This window comes from Deltaproteobacteria bacterium, from assembly GCA_003696105.1.
GTDB lineage: Bacteria > Myxococcota_A > Polyangia > Haliangiales > J016 > J016.
Map to the genome: position 1 here is coordinate 1 of RFGE01000042.1, position 19845 is coordinate 19845.

The window sequence follows — 19845 nt, forward strand, 5'->3', positions numbered from 1 at the left end:
CAGCGAGCGCACGAGATGCGATGCCGGGTTCGGCGCGCGCCCGCAGGGCACGCGGGCGCGGATCCACATACGGCACCGATGGGCGCGAGGACCTGCGCCGAATCTCGCCCGCAGTTCGCGGCCGCGGCCCGCGGCTGTGCGCAACGGCCACCTGGGGGCGATGACCGCGATTACCTACGCGATCTGCGCGGCCGTGTGGGGGACGACCTGGTTTGCGATCCGCGTGTGCATCGCCCCCGGCGGATACCCTCCGTACGCCGCGGCGGCGCTGCGCTTTTCGCTCGCGTCGGTCATCCTCGGCGGGCTGTGGCTGGCCGGCGTCGCACGCCCCGGGCCGCGCAGGCGCCGCGACGTGGCGTGGATGGTCGCGGCCGGCCTGTGCAACGGCGGCAGTTACGCGCTCGTCTATACGGCAGAAGGCGCGCTGCCCGGCGGGCTGGTGGCCGTGCTGTTCGGGACGTTCCCACTCGTCACCGCCGCGCTCGCGGGGATCACGCGGACCGAGCGGATCGCGCGCGCGTCGCTGGTCGGCGCGGCGGTGAGCGCTGCCGGGATCGCCGTGGTGTTCTACGACCAACTCGACCTGTCCGCCGACCGGGCCGCCGCCGTGGCGCTCGCGCTCGGGGCGGTCGTCCTGTCGGCCGGCTACAGCGTCATCATGAAGCGCCATACCGCGGGCCAGCATCCGCTCGCGGCGACCGGCGTGTTTGTCGCGATCACCGCCGCCGTGCTGTGGCTCGCGTCCGCCGCGCTCGATGACCGCGGCATCCCGGCCGCGCCGGCCGCGAGCGCGACCGTCGCGCTGGTGTATCTCGGCGTCGTCGGCTCCGTCGTCGTGTTCGCGTCGTACTTCGCGCTGCTCAAGCGCGCGAGCCTGATGACCGTGTCCACTTTAGTGTTCATACAACCACTCATCGCCCTCGCGGTGGACGCGGTGTGGGAGCGGTCGGCGCCGACCGGCGTGCGCGCCTACGCCGGCGCGGCGATCGTGCTCGCGGGCGTTGCCATCAGCGTGCTGCCCGGCGCCGCGCGCTCTCGCGCGGCGCGCGCCGCGGCGCGCGCCGGATGACCGCAGCGGCCGCTACCACGGCAGCAGCAGCTGGCCGCGCGCGTCCGCCCGCGCGACGGGCGGCTCCTCGCCGGCGGGCGGCTCCTCACCGGCGAGCGCGGCGGGCGGCTCCCGGCGCGAACACACGATGCCGAAGCCGCGCAGGACCGTCGCGGCGTCGCGCCAGGCGCGCACGGCCGGCACGTCGCCCCGCGGGTCGGCGACGAACACGCGGTCGGGCGCGACGCCGTAGCCGTAGAGCACCACCCAATGGTCGGCCGGGTGGTCGTAGCCGATCACCGGACAACCGCGGTCGATCGCGCCACGTAGCCGGTCGAAGTCGAGGTCGTAGCGGACGCCCGCGCGCACCCCGGCCGCGCGCAGCGCGCGCACCAGGGCCGTCTGCCGCGTGCCGTCGCGCGCGGTGCCGAGCCGTCGAAACAGCTCCGCGCCGGCGATGTCCACGCCGAGGTGCCGCACGATCATGAGCGCGGCCGCGTAGCCGCACGTGTAGTTGCGAACCTGGCGGTACCCCGGGACGTCGAGGGTGACCGCGGTGCGGTCGTCGCCGGCGCGCGGCAGCGCCATCGGCGGCGCGAAATGCGGTTGCGGTCGCATGCGGCGGGTTCCCTCACTGTAGCGCGTCCCCGTGACGGCCAGCGGCGATGGCACCGCACCGCGTCAAACCGTCGGCCGAACGCGGCCGCAGCGACAAGGTCGGCCGACCGTGCTAGTCTCCGCGCGCTTGCCCCGGAGGGACGTGATGCTCAATCGAACGCTTCTGGTCACCTGTTTGTCCGCGCTGCCCGCCTCCTGGTCGTGTGGCTCGGCGACGCCGCCCGCCGCGCCAGCCAGCGCGAGCGCGGGCGCGAACGCCGCGGCCAACGCGGATACGCCCGGCGAGACCGCGCCGGCGACCGGCCGCAGCGTCGCGCTCGAGGACGTCGGCCTGTCGACCGCCGCCATGGATCCGTCGGCCGACCCGTGCGTCGACTTCTACCGCTACGCCTGTGGCGGGTGGATCGACCAGACCGAATTGCCCGCCGACCAGCCGCGGTGGAGCCGCAGCTTCAGCGAAATTCAAAAGCGCAACGAGCTGTTGCTCAAGGACGTGTTCGAGCGCGCGGCCGCGGACCCGGGCGACGACCCGATCACCGCGGCAATCGGCGCGTACTACGGCGCGTGCATGGACGAGGCCGCGATCGAGCAACACGGCATCGCCGGCATCGAGCCGCTGCTGGCCAAGGCGCGCGCGATCAAAAAGTGGAAACAGATCGGCGCCGTGATCACCGAACTGCACCGCTACGGCATCTACCCCGCGTTTTCGCCCGACATCGACCAGGATTTCAAGCACCCGGACAAGATCACGCCGTTTCTGTACCAGGGCGGCCTCGGCCTGCCGGATCGCGACTACTACCTCGCCGACCAGTTCGCCAAACAGCGCGAGTTCTACGCCGGGCACGTCGCCCGCATGATGGCGCTCGCCGGCATGTCGGAGGCAGACGCAAAGCGGGCGGCCGCCAGTGTCATGAAGATCGAAACGGAGCTTGCCAAGGTGTCCAAGACGCGCGTCGAGATGCGCGACATTCCAAAGCTGTACAACAAGATCGATCGCAGCGGCCTCGCGAAGGTCGTCAAGAACATCGACTGGGACGCCTACTTCGCGGCCCAGGGCGTCCCCGAGCTGACCGACCTCGCCGTCACGTCGATCGAGTTCTTCGAGGGGCTAAACGGTCTGATCAAACGCGCAACCCCGCGCCAATGGAGCGACTACTTGCAGTGGGTGATCGTGCGCACCGCCGCGCCGACCCTACCCAAGGCGTTCGTCGACGAGCAATTCGCGATGCGGCAGGCGCTCACCGGCCAGAAGGAACAGCAGCCGCGGTGGAAACGGTGCGTGCGCGCGACCGACGCGGCGCTGCGCGAGTACACCGGGCGCAAGTACGTCGAGCAGCGGTTCAGTCCGCAATCCAAGCAGGCGGTGACGATGATGATCCGCGCCATCAGTGATGCGTTCGCCGCCGAATTGCCGGGCTACGACTGGATGGACGAGCAGACCCGAGCGGGGGCCGCCGCCAAGCGCGACAAGATGGCCTTCCTCATCGGCTACCCGGACGAGTGGAAGACCTACCCGTTTTCCCTCGACCCGAAGACCTACACGGAAAACTGGCTCGCCGCGAGTCGCTACGACAACCAGATGCAGTGGGAGAAGACGAAAAAGCCTGTCGACCGGCGCGAGTGGAACTGGAGCGCCGCGATGGTCAACGCGAGCTACCACCCGCTGCGCAACACGATGACGTTCCCCGCCGGCATCCTGCAGCCGCCGTTCTTCAACCCCGACGCCACGATCGCCGTCAACCTCGGCGCGCTCGGCATGGTGGTCGGCCACGAGTTGACGCACGGCTTCGACGACAACGGTGCCCTGTTCGACGCCGACGGCGCCATGCGCAACTGGTGGTCGGACGCGGTCGCGAAGAACTTCGACGACAAGAAGCAGTGCCTGGTCGACCAGTACAACGCATTCGAGGTGTTGCCCGGCGTACACATCAACGGCCAGCTCACCCTCGGCGAGAACATCGCCGACCTCGGCGGCGTGAAGCTCGCGTACCGCGCGTACAAGGCGCTTCGCAAGGATGCCGAGCCGGTCGTCGCCGGCGGCTTCACCGAAGATCAGCAGTTCTTCCTCGCCGTCGGCCAGACGTGGTGCAGCAAGTCCACCGACGAGATCGCCCGGATGCTCGTTCAGATCGACCCGCACTCGCCCCCGGAGTTCCGCGTGCGCGGCGCGCTGTCCAACCTGCCGGAGTTCGCCGAGGCGTTCGACTGCAAGCCCGGCACGCCGTACCACCCGGACAACGTGTGCGAGGTGTGGTAGCCGCTCGTGCGCGCTGGCGGCGCCCGGAGCCGCCGGAGCCGTGCGGTCGTTGCCGTTGCGGCGATCGCACCGATTTCGATCGTAGGCGTCAGGGACGCCGCGCGGGGGCGGGCGACGCACGCCAGCCCGCCCCCGCGTAGTGGATTGGCACGACCCATCGCGCGTGCGGCTCGACGAACGCCGCGGGCAACCGGACCTGCCACGCGGCGTCCACCAGGCACTCGCCGGCGCCGTCGCCCGACTCGCCGTCGATGTCGACGCCCACGATCTCGTCGACCGTCGTCTCGACGACGAGTTCGCGGTCCACGCGGTCTTCGCCGGCCAGCGCGGCGCAGCGCGCCACGGCGGGTGCGAGCCGGTCGGCGATGAGCGCCGCGCGATCGACGCCGTCGTCCGCCTGCCCTTGTACGATTGAGGTGAGCGTCCCGCTGCACGTCACGGACGCACTCGCGGTGCAACCGGCACGGCACGTGACGCCGTAGCCGGCTTGGAGCATGGCGTCGACGTCCGGCGGCAGCGGCGTGAGCGCACCCGGGTCGACGAGATAGGACGTGTGCGGGCTCACGACGCCGCCGACCTGTGCGAGCGCTCGGCCGTCGCGGTCCCCCAGATCCCAATGCAGGTCCGAGCCGAAACCGAGCGCCGGCAGCGCAGCGCTCAACGCGACGTCAGGGGACACGGTCGTCGACCACCGCCGCGACCACAGCTTGCCCTCGACGCGGATCGCGCGCGGCGCCGCCGCCACGATGGCGACGTCGCGCGACGCGCTGCCTTCGGCGAGTTGATCGACCGCCACGTCGACATCGCCGAACGGCGTGCCATCGCTCGCGACCACGCGCAGGTCGTCGATCCGTACGGGCCGCACGATGCCGGCCATGACATCGGTGGTCGCGGGATCGTCACCCGGCATGCCAACCAGTGCGAGTTGCACGCCTCCGTGCGCCGCCGCGATCGCCGCCAGCGGGCCGTCGTCGTCGCGCCCTTCCGACAGGGGTTCGTCCTCCCACCGGTCGACGCGAAGCGCGTGCACGACCGCATCGGCCGGCAACGGCGCCAGTGCCGCCAACGCGGCGTCGACGGAGAAGGCGTCCGGCGCGAGTCCGTCGGTGACGAGCACGATGCGCTTCGGCCCCCGCTGCGTCGACAGCAGGTTCGCGGCCAGGGCGAGGCCGCGGTCGGGCCGCGACCCGTTGCCGAGCGCGCGGCGGCCCGCGGGCGCCCGCGCGACGGCGTCGTCAAACGATGAAGCGGCAACGAAGCGGCCAAACAGCCGCTCGGCCTCGCGGCGGAACACCACGACCTCGACGCGCGCGTCGGGCGCGTGCGCCAAATAGCCCCGTGCGAGCGCGAGCTGCCGAGTGAGCCCGTCGTCGTCGGCGCTGTAACTGCCATCGACGACGAATACGACCCACGGCCGCCGCGGTGCGCGCCCGAGCGCGGAGGCGGCATCGACGTCGATCCTGACGAGCGCGCGACCGCTCGCGAGCGGCGCGACCGCGTAGCGCACGGTCGCGGGGTGCGCGCTCGGGCCGTCGATGGCGATGGCGACGACGTCGCGGTCGCCGTCTCCCACGCCGGCGCCGCACGCGCCGATCGCGTCGTCGACAAACGGCGCCGCGGCGGCGGCACCGACCCCGACCGTCGCGCGGCGGCCCGGGCCCGGATCCACGGTGATCGTCGGATCGGCAAACTCGGCCTGCGCTCGCACCGGATAGGCCAGCCACCCGCGGCCCGCCGCCCAACAGACCGGCGCGACGACCTCGTACTCGACTTCGACCGTCGCGCGGCGGGCGACCGGCGACGCGCGCACCGACACGACCCCATCTGCCTCCCACGCGACGAGAACGGGGAGGTCTCGGCCGCGACGGCCGTCACTCACCAGGTCGGCGAGTGCCTCGAACCGTGACACCGCGTCGTCGGCATCCGCGAGCCGGGCCGCACGCCAGCGGCGCGCCGTGCGCGCGCGCACAGCCGTCACGGCGCCGCCCATCGGCAACCGCGCGCTGAGCCACAACTCGTCGCTCGTGCCGCCGACGTTGCGCAGCGCGCGGCGCACGCGGAACGTCGCGTACCCGTCGCGCACGGCGACCGCGACGCGGTGGCTCACCTCCCGAAATTCGCCGCCGTACGGCGACGAGAACTCGTCGGCGGCCGCCGGCGACGAGTGCACGAGCGCGCACGCGATCAGCGCCGGCGCCAACCCGCTGCTCCGCATACCCCTACGACACCGCGACCGCGCTACCGGTTCCCAAAAGCGCGCAGGGCGCAACGCGCGCCGCCCGGCATTCCCCCGCCGGTCGGCTCACCGGGGCGGCCCACGGCCGCGGCCGCGCGTCGCGGCCGGTCGGCCGCCGACGCGCGGGCGCGCTGATCGGTCGCGTCGCGGCGGGCGATCGGCGCCGGCCGCGCGGCAGGTGTCCGCACACGCCGGTCAAGTACGGCAAGCCCAGGCACGCGGGGTGTTGCAAGCGCGCGCGGCGAGCTACTCGTGAACCTGTCCCCGTGACACTGCGACTTGCCATCCTGTGCGTTGCACTCGCGCCGGCGGCGGCGCGAGCCGACGAGCGCGCGCCCTCCGCGCGCGACCCCGGCGCATCACTTTCGCAGGCGTTCGCAGGGCCGTTCGTGTCGCCACGGCTGTTCGCGATGCCGGTCGCCGACGTGGTCGGCGCGTACCGGGCGTCGGTGAGCTACGACGGAAGTTTGTTGCGACAGCCCGGCGTCCTGTCGTCGGCGGGCGTCGTCGCGATCGGCGTCGGAGACCTCGCCCAGCTCGAATACCGCCACACGTCCGCGATCGGCGCCGGACGCATCGTCGCGCCGGTGCCCGCCGTCGGCGTGCAGGTCAAACTGCCATTGCCCGAACGCCGATACCTTCCTGCGCTCGGCGTCGCGTTTCGGCTCGGCTTGCCGCGCCGCGAACGAGTCGACGGCGTCGCGATCGACGAGACCGTCACGGACCTGTATGCGGTCGCCGGCATCGCGCTCGGCGGTCGGCGCGCGCGCGTGACGGCGCACGCCGGCCTGCGGGTGAGCACCGCAGTCGCCGCGATCGACGGCGCCGGCGACGCACGCCGTCTGCTGTGGCTGCCCGCCGTCGGCATCGCGGTGGCGGCGAACGACCGTACCGACTGGATCGCCGAGTTCGGCGCGGTACCCTCGTTCCGCGTCGACAACGGCGCAGCCGCCGTCGGAGTCGGCGCCACCGCCCGCGCGGGCATTCGCTGGCGGATCGTGCCCGCCGCGACGATCGACGCCAGCCTCGGCTATCGGATCGAGTCCGCGGCGGTCGACGGCCCCGCAGCCCGCGGCGCGCGCGCCGTCGTCGATTGGGACATCCGCGTCGGCGGCGAGCTGCACGTGCCGTGGGGTGCGCTCGTATGCCGCGCGGCCGGTCTGTTCTGTAGTCGGAGGCGCGACGAATGACGCGCCGCACGTTGTGGCATCGACGCGGTGCAACGGCGACGCCCTGTCGCCCGCGCATGCGCTTCCACAGCGCCGAACCCGTTTCGCAACCACCGCTTGCCGGCGTGTCCGGCCCACGAAGGAGAACGCCATGAATCGTGTACTCGCCATCGTTGTTGCGTCGACGGCTGCTCTCGCGCTCGCCTCCGAAGTGCGGGCCCAAACCGCGAACCGCGACGCGCCCTCTGCGGCAGACGACGCCGACCGCCGCGGCCCGCCGGCGCCCGCCTCGCCCGCCTCCGGCCCGCCGGCGCCCGCCTCCGGCCCGCCGGTGGGCGCGCCCGACGACCGACCGCCGGCCGCACCGCCCGACCTGTTCGTCGCGCCCACCGCGCGCCTGTTGCCGGCCGGCGCCGTCTATGCCCGCGCGGGCGTGGATACCGGGGGCGGCATCGCGATCGGCGCGCGCGTCGGCCTCGGTGACGTCGCCGAATTCGGCCTCGCCACCACCGACCTCATCCGCCACACGACCGACGGAGGCGAACCGAATCACGTGCAACCCTACGTGCTCGCCGCGTTCAAAATGGGCGTGCGCGAACACCTGATCTTTCCGCATCAGCCGGCGCTCGCGATCGAGTTTCGCAAGTCGTTCGAGCACGAGATCGCCGGCCGCGCGACGCGCGTCGCCGCACTTCAGCTCACCGCGACCAAACACCTCGGGTCTCGCGTCGCAGTGCACGCCGGCGCGGTGGTCTGGGACGCGAGCGTCCGCCGCGACGACGGCACGGAGTTCGCGCTCCACGAACGCCCGATTCGCCGGCAATTGCGCGGCTACGGCGGCGTGGAAGTGGCGGCGGCGCCGCGCGCGCAGATCGGCGTGGACCTGTACTGGGTGCCGCAATTCGATCTGACCGACGCGCGCGACGACGTGGTTCTCGCGCCGTCGCTGGCATGGGGCGTGCGCTACCGCGCGACGCGCGCCGTGCAGTTCGAGTCGGGCGTCCGCCTGCCCGACGTCCGCGACGTCAACCTTCTCGAGGCGCAAATCTTCGGCCGGGTGGCGATCGCCACCGACCGCGCGCGCGCGTGGCTGGCGCGCCGACGCTAACCGCGCGGCCGTCCCATGCTGCACCCGCACGCGGTCCTCGCCGCCGCGGTCGCCACCGCGGTCAGCGCGGTCGCGGCTGCCCAGGAGCCGGTATCGCCGCCACGCCTGTTCGACGTACCGGTTGCGCCCGCTTTGCGCGACGGGCGACTGCACGTGACGGCGGGCCTGTCGCACCGCGGCGGCGGTACCGTCGCGATCGCTGCCGGGCTCGGCGGCGTCGCCGAGGTCGACATCGATCTGTCCGATCGCCTCGCCGCCGCGGACGAACCGCGAGCGCTTCACGCGACGGCCGGCTTCAAGCTCGCCTGGCCCGGTGCGCGCACCAGCGCGATCCCCGCCGCGATCGCGATCGGCGTGCGCAAATCGCTGGCCGGACAGCGCGACGCCGTCGCCCAGGCTTTCGGGATCGCGACCATCGCGCTCGGCGCCGTCGACCTGCACGCCGGAATCGGTCGCTGGGCCGGTGATCGCTGGCGGCCGCTGGCCGGCGTCGTGTGGCGGACGCCGCGCGCCCCGCGCACGACGCTCATCGCCGATGTAGCGTGGGCGCCGGAGCTCGGTCGCAGCGAACCCGCGCAGTGGATCGCGCACTGGGGCGCTCGCTACCGCGCGTTTCGCTGGGGCGCGATCGAACTCGGCGTCCGCCACCGCGCGGGCAGGCCGTTCGACGGGGCGACTGTACTGTTGCGCGTGCATGCCGCGGTCGACTGGCGATGACGCGGGTCACCGGCCGGCGCCGGGCACCGTGCGCGTCGCGGCTATCGGATGGCGAACCACCACACGGCGGCGATCGCCGCGATCGCCAGCGCGACGACGCCGGAAATCTTCCACGCGCTCCACGGCGCCGCCCCGACCACCTCGCCCGTCTGACCGTTGACGAGGAAACGGTACACGCGGTCGCGATAGCGGTACGCGGCCACCCAGACCGGCAGCAGCACGTGCTTGAACCGCTCGTCGAAAAATTCGTTGCGCACGCGCAAGAATCGATACGTGTCGCCCGGCACGTCCCGGGCACAGCGCGCGCGCTGGCTGCTCTCCATCCGAGAGACGGCGAGGGCCCACGCATCGTTGAGGTCCACCGCGTACTCCTCCGCACGCCAGCCGGCCAGGTATTCGGCCCGATACGGTACGAGTTGGCGCGTGTCGAACGGCTCGAGCCGGTCCGCCAGCGCCTCGGGCAACCCGCGCGAGCCGCACACCAGCAGGTCGTCATAGCGATCCGTGCGCTCGCCGCGAGTCCACCGCCACCGAACCTTGCGAACGCGGCGCGTGCGGGTCACCCTCCGCCCGCCGGCATCCGTCGTCGTGTATCGCTCGGTATCCCAATAATAGGTGCCGGCCTGCGCGGTCCACTGCGAGTGGACCCGCGCATCGAACGCCCAATACGGCACGTAGACGCCCATCAACTCGACGGTCGACGCGCGGCGCGTGAGGTCGGACGGGCGGAACCACAGCCGCCCGAGCCACCGCGCAAACGCACCGATCGCCCTGTCGCGGTCGACCTGGAAAGGCACGAGTGACTCGGGGCGGATGGCCCGGCGGTTCGCGGTCTGGTCGAGCACCTGGGCCGATCCGCAGAAGTCGCACCGCGTCGCCGCCACGGTCCCCTCGTACGTGACGACCGCACCGCACTCGCCGCAACGCGCCGCGCGCCGGTCGACGCCCAGCCCCCGCTCGGCGACGGCGAGGCCGCTTTCGAGGTCGTATTCGACGATCGACTGATCGCCCTCGCCGTCTGTCGCCTGGATCTCCACCGTCGCGTCGCAGTGCGCGCACCGGAGCGCCTGCGATGCCGCGTCGAACGTCAGCTCTGCGTCACAGGTCGGACAGCGAAACGCCTCGGCGCGCGTGTCGGTGGGCGGCGTCTCCACGGCAACCTCGATGATATAGTGAGGCGAGGTCTGTGGGGTGCCCGTAGGATGATCGGTACGCAGCTCGGCTCCTACCGAATCGTGGCAGCGCTCGGCAAGGGCGGCATGGGCACCGTGTGGGAAGCGGAACACGAACTACTCGGCCGGCGCGTTGCCATCAAGATCCTCGACCGGCGGCACAGCGGCAACGAGACCGTGAAGGCTCGGTTCGTCAACGAAGCGCGCGCAGTGTCGCGCCTCAAGCACCCGAGCATCGTCGAGGTGTACGACTTCGGTCACGCGCCCGACGGTCGCGCGTACCTGGTGATGGAACGCCTTACCGGCGAGGGACTCGGCCACCGGCTCAAGCGCGGTCCACTGCCGCTGGACAGCGCGTTGGAGTTCGCCCGCCAGATCGCGAGCGCGCTGCACGTCGCGCACGAGCACGGCGTCGTTCACCGCGACTTGAAGCCGGACAACGTATTCATCGAACCGGACCCCGAGGTCGACATCGGCGAGCGCGCCAAGGTGCTCGACTTCGGCCTCGCCAAGCAAGTCGACGGCTCGACCGACGAGGACCTGACGCAGACGGGAGTCTTGCTCGGCACACCGGCCTATATGTCGCCCGAGCAGGCCGGCGGCCGACCGATCACGCGCCAGTCCGACATCTACAGCTTCGGCGTCATGCTCTACCGCATGATCACGGGTGCGCTGCCGTTCGACGTCACCGACGAACGCGAGATCCTCGGCGCCCACATGTTCGCCGAGCCGATTCCGCCGAGCCGGCGCGCGCCGAACGTCCCTGCCGCGCTCGAACACATCGTCATGCGGTGTCTCGCCAAGCGCCCGATCGATCGATTCGACGACTTGCGAGACGTCGCCTCTCGTCTCGGCGCGCTCGCGGCGCTGCGCCGCGCTGCCCCGCTGGCCGACTTCACCCCGGAGGTGACCGACGTGCTGCCCGCGCGCGGCGACACGTTGCTGCCGTTGCCGCCGCCGAACGAGACCGGACCGATTCCCGCGATGGACGAGGGCGAAGCGCAGCCGGCGACCGCTGTCGCGACCGCACGCGACGAGGCGGAGTTGGCCGACGCCGGCGCGCAGCCGGATGCGGACCGCCAGGGCGCGACAGCCCCATCCGCAGCCGCGGGGAGCGAAGCGGCAGCGGCGCCACACGGCGGCCGCCGGCGCGCGACGCGCCCGGATCGCCGCATCGCGGCCGGCGCCGTCGCCGCTGCGGTCGCCGCGTGGCGCGGCTGGGCCGCCATGGGCGCCGGCGACGGTACCGCGCCGGCGAGCGGCGCGGCCGGAGACCGACCGCAGCCGGCACCGGCCGCCCCTGGCGACATCTCGCGCGCGGCGGCGGCCGACGCGATGGGAGCGGCGCCGTCGACCGCCGCCGGCCGCGCGGCGGCACGGGAGCGCACGGCGGACCGCGAGCGCGCGGCGGCACGGGAGCGCACCGACCCGAAAGCGACCGGTCAGTCGCGGCCCGACGCCACCGTCGCCGCCGGCGCGGACGCGACGCCGGCTTCGCGCGAGCGCGCACTCCCGCGCGCCCAACGCGACCGCGGCGCGCCGCGCTCGCGCGCCCGCGGCGGCGGGGACCGGACCGACACCGACGGCCGCCGCAAGCCGCGGGCGTCGCGGTCGATGAACGGCCACCAATCGCCACGGCGACCGCGCGCAGACTCGGCTGCTCCGCGCGCAACGCCCAAGGCGTCGCCCGATGATCGCGCCGACTTCGAAAAGCCGGTGTTCTGACGGCGACGCCCGGCGGACTTTGCCCGGGCGCCCCGGGACGGGCGATACTCGGTGTGCCCGCATGCCCGTCGACAGGCTCACCGCGCGCGGTCGCCGCGCCGCTTCGCCGCGCCCGCCGGCGCGCGCGGCGGTCGTCGCCGGCGTGCTCGCCGTCGCGGTGTACGCACCGGCGCGCGCCCAGACGCGGCCGGCGGAGTACGAGGCCGCCTACCGGGAGGGAACGGCGCGGTTCGAGCGCGGCGACTACGCCGGGGCGCGCGAGCGGTTCGAGGCCGCATACGCGATCCACCCCGAGCCGCTGCTGCTCGTCAACATCGGCTCGACCTATCGCCGGGAGGGCGACCTCTCGCGCGCTCTCGAGTTCTACCGGAAGTTCCTCGCCGTCGCCGACCCCGACGATCCGTACCGCGACGAGGTCGCCGCCTTGGTCGGCGAACTCGAGGCCGAGGTCCGCTCCCGCGCCGGCGCGCCCCAACCTTTCCCGTCGCCGCCTGCGGACACACGCTCACCCGAACCGCGCCCGCCGCGTTCGCCGACCGCAACCGCGCGGCGCGCGCAAGCGGCCCCGCCGCCCAGCCGCTTTCGCGCGCTGCGCACCGCGGGTTGGATCGCCGCGGGCGTCGGCGCGCTCGCGGTCGGCGTCGCCGTCCATCAGGGCCTGCGCGCGCGGGAGATCGAACGGGACCTCGAAGGCGTGACCGGAGCGATGTGGACCGACGATCTCCAGGCCCGGTACGACGCCGGCCAGCGCGCCGAGGCCCGCGCGGTGATCTTCGGCATCGCCGGCGGCGTCGCCGCGGCCGCCGGCGCCGCGTTGTTGCTGTGGCCCGAGGGGGCTCGGACGACGCCGTCCGTGTCGGTGACGGCCGCGCCGGCAAATGGTCGCATCGGCGTCGCCGTCTCCGGTCGGTTCTGACCGGCCCGCGGCGGCGGCCGCCCAGGTCGACGTTGCGATCGGCAACGCCGCGACAGGTCGTCACTTTGGTTTACCGGCACCTTGGCGGAGTTGCGGCGGCACCAAACTTGAATGATGTATCGGTCGATGCGACCGGCTCGTATCCCCCCGATCGCCGTCGCCGCGGTCGCCATCGCCGCTCCCGCGTACGCTCTCGAGCAGCCGAACGGCGCGATCATCCCGGCCGACATGGGCTGCGACGGCGGCCGGCCGACGGGACTGCCGGCCGTGTTCGCGTGCGAGTGCGACGTCCCGGGCGTGTGCAACATCGGCGAGCCGTGCCCGGCGCCCGGGCAGTGCCCCGACGGAGTGTCGGCGACGTGCGAGACCACCCTGTGGCACGAGTTCAACGACAACACGTGCATCCCGTCGCACATGAGCGGCCTGCACTTTCGCGACGACGCCGCCACCACCCCCGAGACGTTCCAACCTACCTGCCCGCTCACATTCACGGTCGTGTCGCGCGGTACGGCGATCTTTGGAGACGCGTTCGGCTGGTACAACGTGACCGGCGACCGCCCCGATCCCGACGACCTGCACGTCATGCTCGACTGCGACGATCCGCCGGGCACGCAGGTCGTGTTGGACGTGCGGGCCGACCCGGCGTACGCCGGCGGCGACATCGGCTTCTTCCTGGTCACCCCCGAGGCCGGCGGCGCCTGCGCGAACGGCGACTGCTGCGCGACCGTCGCTCGCGCGCGCGCCGGCGAAGGCTACATCTACTACTCCGAGCGAGCGTTCAACCCGGACGCCGCAGGTGCGGACTCGTTCATCCACCTGCTCGTCTACGACAGCCGGGTGACCCCGCGCAAGTTCTACTTTGCCTGGGAAGATATTTTTGGTGGTAGCAACAACGACTTTACCGACCTCGTAACGAGCGTGCAGGGCGTCGAGTGCGCCGGCGGTGGCCGCGCGTGCGACACCGGCCAGCCAGGCGTGTGCGCGTTCGGCGTCACCGAGTGCAGCGGCGGAGTGCTCGATTGCCGCGCGCTCTACCCGCCTGGCGTCGAGGTATGCGACGGTCTCGACAACGACTGCGACGGCGCGGTCGACGACGACGCCACCTGTCCGAACGCCGACGAGGTGTGCGACAACGGCCGCTGTCTGCCCAACTGCGAGATCGTCCACGAGTTCGACTGCCCTCCGGGCACCGTGTGCGACGCGACCACGGGCCGCTGCCACGATCCGGCGTGCGCCGGCGTGACCTGCCCCGCCGACGAGGTGTGCCGCGATGGCGACTGCGTCGCGCCGTGCGACGGCATTCAATGCCCGGCGGGCACGACGTGCCGGTTCGGCGCGTGCGTCGACCCGTGCGCGGGCGTGACGTGCGCCGCCGGCGAGGTCTGTCGCGAGGGGATTTGCTTTCCCGACTGCACCCGGTGCGACGGCGTCCTGTGCGACGGCGACCTCGCGTGCGCAGCCGACACCGGCGAGTGCGTCGACCCGTCGTGCCCGGCCGGCTGCCCGCCCGGGACCGTGTGCGACGACGGCAACTGCGTCGACGCCTGCGAAGGCGCCGTGTGTCCCGCCGGCCAGACGTGCATCGACGGTGCCTGCCGCGACGACAGCGGCGGCGGCGGCGGCGGCAGCGGCGGCGGCGGCGATGGCGGCGGCAGCGGCGGCGGCGGCGATGGCGGCGGCGCGCCCGCGGGCGGTTGCGGCTGCGCGAAAGCCACACCCGACCCGCCGGCCGCGGCCTTGCTCGTGCTGTTCGGCCTGCGGCGGCGCCGTCGCTGACGGCCGGCGTCGCGGCCAAGTCGGTCAAGGCTCCGCGCCGAACACGCGGCGCGCCAGCAGCTCACGTGTGACCGGCACCGACACGTGCGCCTGCACCTGCTGCCACACGCCCGGCGTGTCGTCGCGGCGCTCGAACACGTACAGCCCGCGCAACCCGAACGCCACCGGCGCGTCGCCCGCGCGCGCGGTCACGGCCAGGTTGACCGCCACCCACGCGACGCGCTCGCTGCGCGCAAGCCCGACGTACATCCCATCCGGGCGAACGTTCGCGCCGTCACCGAACCAGCGCGCCACCGGCGGCGCGGCCGCCACGTCCGCGCCGTAGAACTCGTGCAGCGGTCCGGGGCCGACGACCACCGACGTCTCGTCGCGCGCCAGCTTTTGCGCCACGTAGCGAGGACTGCCGCGGAGCAGTCCGCCGAGTGCGCTCGCGATCTGGCGCCGCACGCCATCGGACCGCGCGATTTCCGTTCGAATGCGCGCCGGCCGCTGCAACTGGCCGTTCGCCGCCCAGCGCACGATCTCGCCGGGAGGCACGGCGTACGACACGTGCTGCGCCACGAGCGTCCACGTGTCGAGATAACGCTGATACACGGCGGTGAGCCGCAGCGGTATCGACGCAGTCCGTCCCTCGAACGGGTCGGGCGCACGACAGCTCACGTCGTCGAACACCCACGCGACCGAGCGGTCGCGAGAAAGGTGCATAAACAAGTTTTTCGACAGCACCTCGCGACACACATCGATGCGGAACACATCGAGCGGCGCGGCCGCCTTCGGGCCGATATACCGATCGCGGGGGCCGAGACCGAAAAACACGATCGGCACATCCTCGGCGACGTGGTCGGCGTACGCCTCGATGTTGCCGAGCGTGAGCTGGCTGTAGCCCTCGAGCACCGTCGCTTCGAGGTCGCGCAACAACGCGGCGTCGTCCGGCGCCGGCGTGCCGTTGTCGCCGGCGGCCGCTCGATGCGCCCCGGCCGGCACCTCGGCGCCGCCGCACGCGACGACCGCGGCACACGCGATGGCAACGCCGCACCGCCCCGTCATCGCGGCACGTCCTCCGGCCGATCCACGTCGGCCAGCACGCCCGGGTCGTCCACCGCCACGCGGTCGACGCGCCCCGGATCGGCGCGCACGACCGAGCGCGCGCCAGCTTCGGCCTCGGCACACGCGACCAGTTCGGCCCAGACCTCTCGGCGAAACCGGGCCGGGTGACCGCCGCGACCGCGGTAGACCGGCACCGCGATCGGTCGCGTCGACGCCGCCAGTCGTGCGACGGTGTCCGGCCGGACGAGCGGGCAGTCCACCGGCCACAGCAACGCGGCGGATGCGGACGTCGCCCCCAGCAGGTGCGCGAATCCGCACGCGACCGACGACGCCATTCCCCGCTCCGGCCGCGGGTTGACGACGACGTCGCAGCCGGCGCGCTCCGCCTCTCGCGCCACCGCGTCGCAAAACGGCTCGCCGGCGACGACCGCGATGTCGCCCGCGCCGGCAGCGCGCGCGCACGCGACGATCGCGGCCAGGAACGTGTCCCCCGCGGGCGTCGGCAGCAGGGCCTTGGCCACGCCGCCGAGTCGGCGCCCCGCCCCCGCGGCGAGTATGACCGCGGCCATCGTCACCGCCGGCGCTCGCGGATCAGCTCGGCCACGATCGCCACCGCGATCTCCTCGGGCGTCTCGGCGCCGATCGCGAGCCCGACCGGCGCGTGCAGGCGCGCCCATCGAGCGTCGTCGACCAACCCCTTGGCGTCGAGCCGCGCGCGAAATCGCTCGACCTTGCGGCGGCTGCCGATCAGGCCGATGTACGCGAGCGCGTCGTTGCCGATCAGCCTCTCGAGCACGCGCTGGTCGATCGCGTGATCGCGGGTGACGATGACCGCGTAGTCGCCGTCGCCGAGCGGCCCGATGGCGCGCTCGACGTCCGCCGGATCGAACGAGTCCACCCACGCGCTCGCCCACGCGGGCGGCGACGGGACGTCGACCACCTCGCCGTCGTCGCACACGACGACCTCGAAACCGACGCCGTGCGCGAGCGGCCCGATGGCGCGCGCGACGTGGCCGGCGCCGAACAACACCAGGCGATCCGGCGGCCGCACCGGCTCGACGAATTCGTCGCCGTCGACCCGCGGCCGGCGCACGCCGGTCGGCGCGCGCACGCGCTTGGGCGCGCCATCCAGCGGTGTGACGAGTTCGCACGGGACCCGGTCATCCAGCGCGCGCGCCACCGCGACCAGCGCATCGCGACTCGCCGCGGCCGGCTCGACCCAAAGGTCCATCGAGCCGCCGCAGCACATCGCGAGGTCGCGAACCAGGTGGCGCGTGAGCCGCTGCGCCGGCTCGCCGGCGTGCACCCGCATCGCCGCGTCGATCGCGTCTTTCTCGATCCGCCCGCCGCCGATCGTCCCGGCGATCGAACCGTCGGCGCGCACGAGCATGTGCGCTCCCGCGTGGCGCGGCGTGGACCCCCGCGCGTCGATCACCGTCACGAGCACGGGCGCCTCGCCAGCCGCGAGCATCCGTTGGGCGGCGCGCCACACGTCCATCGTTTCCTAGCCTAATCGAAACCGCGGCGCGGGGTGAGCGCCGGGCGCGGCGGCCGACCGGCGCACGGCAATCGCCCGTTTTGGCGTTGTCGAATCCACCGTTTCGCCCTACAGTCCGCTGGCCGTCGGGGGCCGTCGGGCATCGGAGGCTGGCCATGCTCAAGATCGTGACGACCAACAACGTGGAGGTGTTCCGCCACTTGGGGACCGGGCCGTTCCAGCGCATGGAGTTGTCGCACGAGGTGGCGAGCAACTTCGACGAGGCGCTCACGCGCGTGGCCGCGACGAAGCCGGACATCGCCATCGTCGACGCTGAGCTCGCCGGCGGCAGCGGCTACGACCTGTGCCGCCGCATCAAAAACGATCCGGCGCTCGAGCGGGTCCACGTCATGATCGTACTGCCGTCGGTCATCTCGCGAGCCGCGCTCGAGCGGCTCGACGCGTCCGGTTGCGACGACGTGCTCGCCGTGCCGATCCACGCGGACGACTTCTACCACCACATCGCGCAGATTGCCGGGCTGCCGGTGCGGCGCGACCGCCGCATGGGGGTCGGCCTCGAAATCCGCGTGCGAGGGACCGACACGGCGCTGTCCGGCACCGTCGACAACATCTCGGCCAGCGGCGCGGGCGTCGTGGTCGACGGCCCGCTCACCTCCGGGCAGGAGGTCGTCGCCCGGTTGCTGCACGACGGCAACGTCTACCCGGACATCGACGCGACCGTCCAATGGGCGCGGCCCGACGCCCGCGATCCGGCGAAGACCGCGGCCGGACTCGAGTTCGCAGCGCTGCCGATGAAGACCCGCCTGTTGCTCGAACGGCTGTGTCTGTACGACGCCGTGGACAACCCGGACGGCAGCGTGACGGTGTCGCTGTACGGCGATTTCACCGAAATCACCGACTTCTCGGCGCTGTCGAGCCGGCTGCGCGACGTCGACGACATCGACTTCTATCTGCGCGAGGTGCGCTACATCAGCTCGGCCGGCGTCCGCGCGTGGTGCGACTTCTTGGCCAAGCTCAAGGGCAAGCGCTACTCGTTCCGCCACTGCTCGCTGGCGTTCGCGTCGCAGGCGGCGATGGTGCCGATGGCGGTTGGCGACGGCCGCATCGTGTCGGTCGAAGCGCCGTATCGCTGCGAGCGCTGCGACCGCGACGACCTGCGGCTGCTCGAGCGCGGCGCGCTGCTCGTCGAGGAGAACCGCATCGTGCCGCCCGTGCTGGCGTGCCGCGTATGCGGCGACGACCTCGAGTTCGACGACGTGCCGGAGCGCTACTTCGCGTTCCTGCGGCGCGATGCGTAGCGCGCCGCCGCGTTGCGAGCGATCGCGTCGGCGACCTCGACGAAGCCGGCGCCCTCGGCCGCGTCCGTGACGTAGCGCGGCCGGTGCTCTAGTTGGCCCCACACGTCAGCGACGTTCGCGACGCCGACCGTGTGCGGAAAGCCGCCGAACATCGGCGCGTCGTTGAGCGCGTCGCCGACGTACAGCACGTCCGACGGATCGATTCCGCCGACGAGCGCGCGCGCCGCGGTGAGCTTGTCGATGCCCGCCGGACCGACGTTGACGTGGACGGACGACCGTGACGCGGCGAACCCGGCCGCGCGCAGCGCCGCCGCGAGGCGATCGGCGGCCGCGACCTCCAGATGGACCTGCTCGTTCCAATCGACCGCGACGTCGATTTCCCGGTAGCGCTGGTCGGCCGCGAGCCGAGCGCCGGGAGCACACCGCGCGATCGCGTCCTCCACCGCGGCGAACAGCGCCGCGCGCACCGCATCGCGCCGGTCGTCGGGCACTGCGCACGTCCGCACGATGTCGCCGCCGGCTGCCCGCGCGAACGTGACCGCGCCGTTTTCCGCGACGACCGCGTGCAATGGCAACAACCGCGCGAGCGCGTCGCCCCACGCCGCCGGCCGCCCGGTGACGACCGCGACGCGCACCCCGCAGGCCGCGACCCGTTCGACCGCCGCGACCGCCGCGGCGGTCAGCGCGCCGCGGGTCGTGAGCGTGCCGTCGAGGTCGGTGAGCAGCCAGCGTGGAACGCGGCGGTAGCGGGCGAGCGGGGCGGCGGATACCGGCGGCACGCCCCTTTATGCCACGCCCGCGGCCGCACCGCGCGGGCCGCGGCGTCACGGGACCACGGCCAGCGCGACGCCGCCCGCGCGCGCCTGCGAGGGCGGCGCCGCGCGGCCCGCGAGCGACCGGGCGCGCTCGCGGGCGAGCCACGCCTCGAGATCGCGCTGGTTGAGCCGGACGATGCCGCCGACCTTGAACACGGGCAGCGGGTCGTCGGTTCGGCGCGCCATGTAGCGGCACCACCTCTCCGAGCGCCCGAGCGCAAACGCAATGGCCTTCCAGGTCTCGACAAACGGTTCCATGGGTTCTCCTGTGTCCTGCCAGCGAGCGATGCCGGTCCCGATTGCGAAGGCCGTGCCGAAGGGTCCGACCTTCGCAACTCGTTGCAATCCGGTAGTGGACGCTCCGGCGTGTCAACGATCCGCCGGCCGTCCCGTCAAAACCTGGACAGGCCGCGCGGCCGCGGTCGCCGCCGCCACTCGCTCGCCG

General features: G+C 72.9%; 17 protein-coding genes. 9 read left to right on the forward strand and 8 right to left on the reverse strand.

Features of this window, described 5'->3' with window-relative positions; genetic code table 11:
• The first annotated feature begins 136 nt into the window (after nucleotides 1-136).
• On the forward strand, nucleotides 137-1069 hold the full coding sequence (locus tag D6689_02755) for a hypothetical protein (protein ID RMH44281.1): 933 nt from the start codon (nucleotides 137-139) through the stop codon (nucleotides 1067-1069).
• Between the two features lie 12 nt (nucleotides 1070-1081).
• Here D6689_02755 and D6689_02760 read toward each other — a convergent pair whose 3' ends face one another.
• A complete protein-coding gene (locus D6689_02760) occupies nucleotides 1082-1666 on the reverse strand; it encodes a hypothetical protein (protein RMH44282.1) in 585 nt (194 codons plus the stop codon).
• Between the two features lie 145 nt (nucleotides 1667-1811).
• Between D6689_02760 and D6689_02765 the strand changes: the two genes are divergently transcribed.
• Nucleotides 1812-3923, forward strand: a complete 2112-nt coding sequence (locus tag D6689_02765; GenBank protein RMH44283.1) for a M13 family peptidase — start codon at nucleotides 1812-1814, stop codon at nucleotides 3921-3923.
• 88 nt (nucleotides 3924-4011) lie between these two features.
• On the opposite strand, the gene D6689_02770 is transcribed toward D6689_02765, so the two are convergent.
• On the reverse strand, nucleotides 4012-6138 hold the full coding sequence (locus D6689_02770; GenBank protein RMH44284.1) for a VWA domain-containing protein: 2127 nt from the start codon (nucleotides 6136-6138) through the stop codon (nucleotides 4012-4014).
• 287 nt (nucleotides 6139-6425) lie between these two features.
• Between D6689_02770 and D6689_02775 the strand changes: the two genes are divergently transcribed.
• The 3 genes from D6689_02775 to D6689_02785 all read left to right on the forward strand — a co-directional run bounded on the left by D6689_02775 (nucleotide 6426) and on the right by D6689_02785 (nucleotide 9153).
• The gene (locus D6689_02775) at nucleotides 6426-7349 is read left to right on the forward strand and encodes a hypothetical protein (GenBank protein RMH44285.1); all 924 of its coding nucleotides are present in this window, start codon (nucleotides 6426-6428) and stop codon (nucleotides 7347-7349) included.
• 190 nt (nucleotides 7350-7539) lie between these two features.
• Entirely contained in the window at nucleotides 7540-8436 is an 897-nt protein-coding gene (locus D6689_02780) for a hypothetical protein (protein ID RMH44286.1), read from the forward strand.
• A gap of 15 nt (nucleotides 8437-8451) precedes the next feature.
• On the forward strand, nucleotides 8452-9153 hold the full coding sequence (locus tag D6689_02785; GenBank protein RMH44287.1) for a hypothetical protein: 702 nt from the start codon (nucleotides 8452-8454) through the stop codon (nucleotides 9151-9153).
• Nucleotides 9154-9194: 41 nt separating this feature from the next.
• Here D6689_02785 and D6689_02790 read toward each other — a convergent pair whose 3' ends face one another.
• Nucleotides 9195-10307, reverse strand: coding sequence for a hypothetical protein (locus tag D6689_02790; GenBank protein RMH44288.1), 1113 nt, complete (start codon nucleotides 10305-10307; stop codon nucleotides 9195-9197).
• 48 nt (nucleotides 10308-10355) lie between these two features.
• On the opposite strand from D6689_02790, the gene D6689_02795 reads away from it, so the two are divergent.
• The 3 genes from D6689_02795 (at nucleotide 10356) to D6689_02805 (ending at nucleotide 14742) form a co-directional block, all read left to right on the forward strand.
• Nucleotides 10356-12050, forward strand: a complete 1695-nt coding sequence (locus D6689_02795; protein ID RMH44289.1) for a serine/threonine protein kinase — start codon at nucleotides 10356-10358, stop codon at nucleotides 12048-12050.
• Entirely contained in the window at nucleotides 12016-12966 is a 951-nt protein-coding gene (locus tag D6689_02800) for a hypothetical protein (protein ID RMH44290.1), read from the forward strand. The genes D6689_02795 and D6689_02800 overlap by 35 nt, the downstream gene beginning before the upstream one ends.
• 111 nt (nucleotides 12967-13077) lie before the next feature.
• Complete coding sequence (locus D6689_02805) at nucleotides 13078-14742, forward strand: DUF4114 domain-containing protein (GenBank protein RMH44291.1); 1665 nt, start codon at nucleotides 13078-13080, stop codon at nucleotides 14740-14742.
• Nucleotides 14743-14766: 24 nt separating this feature from the next.
• Here the strand turns inward: D6689_02805 and D6689_02810 are convergent, their stop codons facing one another.
• From D6689_02810 to xdhC, 3 genes are read right to left on the reverse strand one after another with little or no spacing between them, the layout of a single operon-like run.
• A complete protein-coding gene (locus tag D6689_02810) occupies nucleotides 14767-15789 on the reverse strand; it encodes a hypothetical protein (protein ID RMH44292.1) in 1023 nt (340 codons plus the stop codon).
• Nucleotides 15786-16466, reverse strand: coding sequence for a nucleotidyltransferase family protein (locus tag D6689_02815; protein RMH44293.1), 681 nt, complete (start codon nucleotides 16464-16466; stop codon nucleotides 15786-15788). Before D6689_02815 ends, D6689_02810 begins: the two co-directional genes overlap by 4 nt.
• Nucleotides 16361-17287, reverse strand: coding sequence for a xanthine dehydrogenase accessory protein XdhC (gene xdhC / locus D6689_02820; GenBank protein RMH44294.1), 927 nt, complete (start codon nucleotides 17285-17287; stop codon nucleotides 16361-16363). Before xdhC ends, D6689_02815 begins: the two co-directional genes overlap by 106 nt.
• Nucleotides 17288-17442: 155 nt before the next feature.
• Between xdhC and D6689_02825 the strand changes: the two genes are divergently transcribed.
• Nucleotides 17443-18585, forward strand: a complete 1143-nt coding sequence (locus tag D6689_02825; protein ID RMH44295.1) for a response regulator — start codon at nucleotides 17443-17445, stop codon at nucleotides 18583-18585.
• Here the strand turns inward: D6689_02825 and D6689_02830 are convergent.
• Nucleotides 18555-19364, reverse strand: a complete 810-nt coding sequence (locus tag D6689_02830) for an HAD-IIB family hydrolase (protein RMH44296.1) — start codon at nucleotides 19362-19364, stop codon at nucleotides 18555-18557. The two genes, D6689_02825 and D6689_02830, sit on opposite strands and share 31 nt — an antisense overlap.
• 45 nt (nucleotides 19365-19409) lie before the next feature.
• The gene (locus D6689_02835; GenBank protein ID RMH44297.1) at nucleotides 19410-19658 is read right to left on the reverse strand and encodes a hypothetical protein; all 249 of its coding nucleotides are present in this window, start codon (nucleotides 19656-19658) and stop codon (nucleotides 19410-19412) included.
• Nucleotides 19659-19845: the final 187 nt, after the last annotated feature.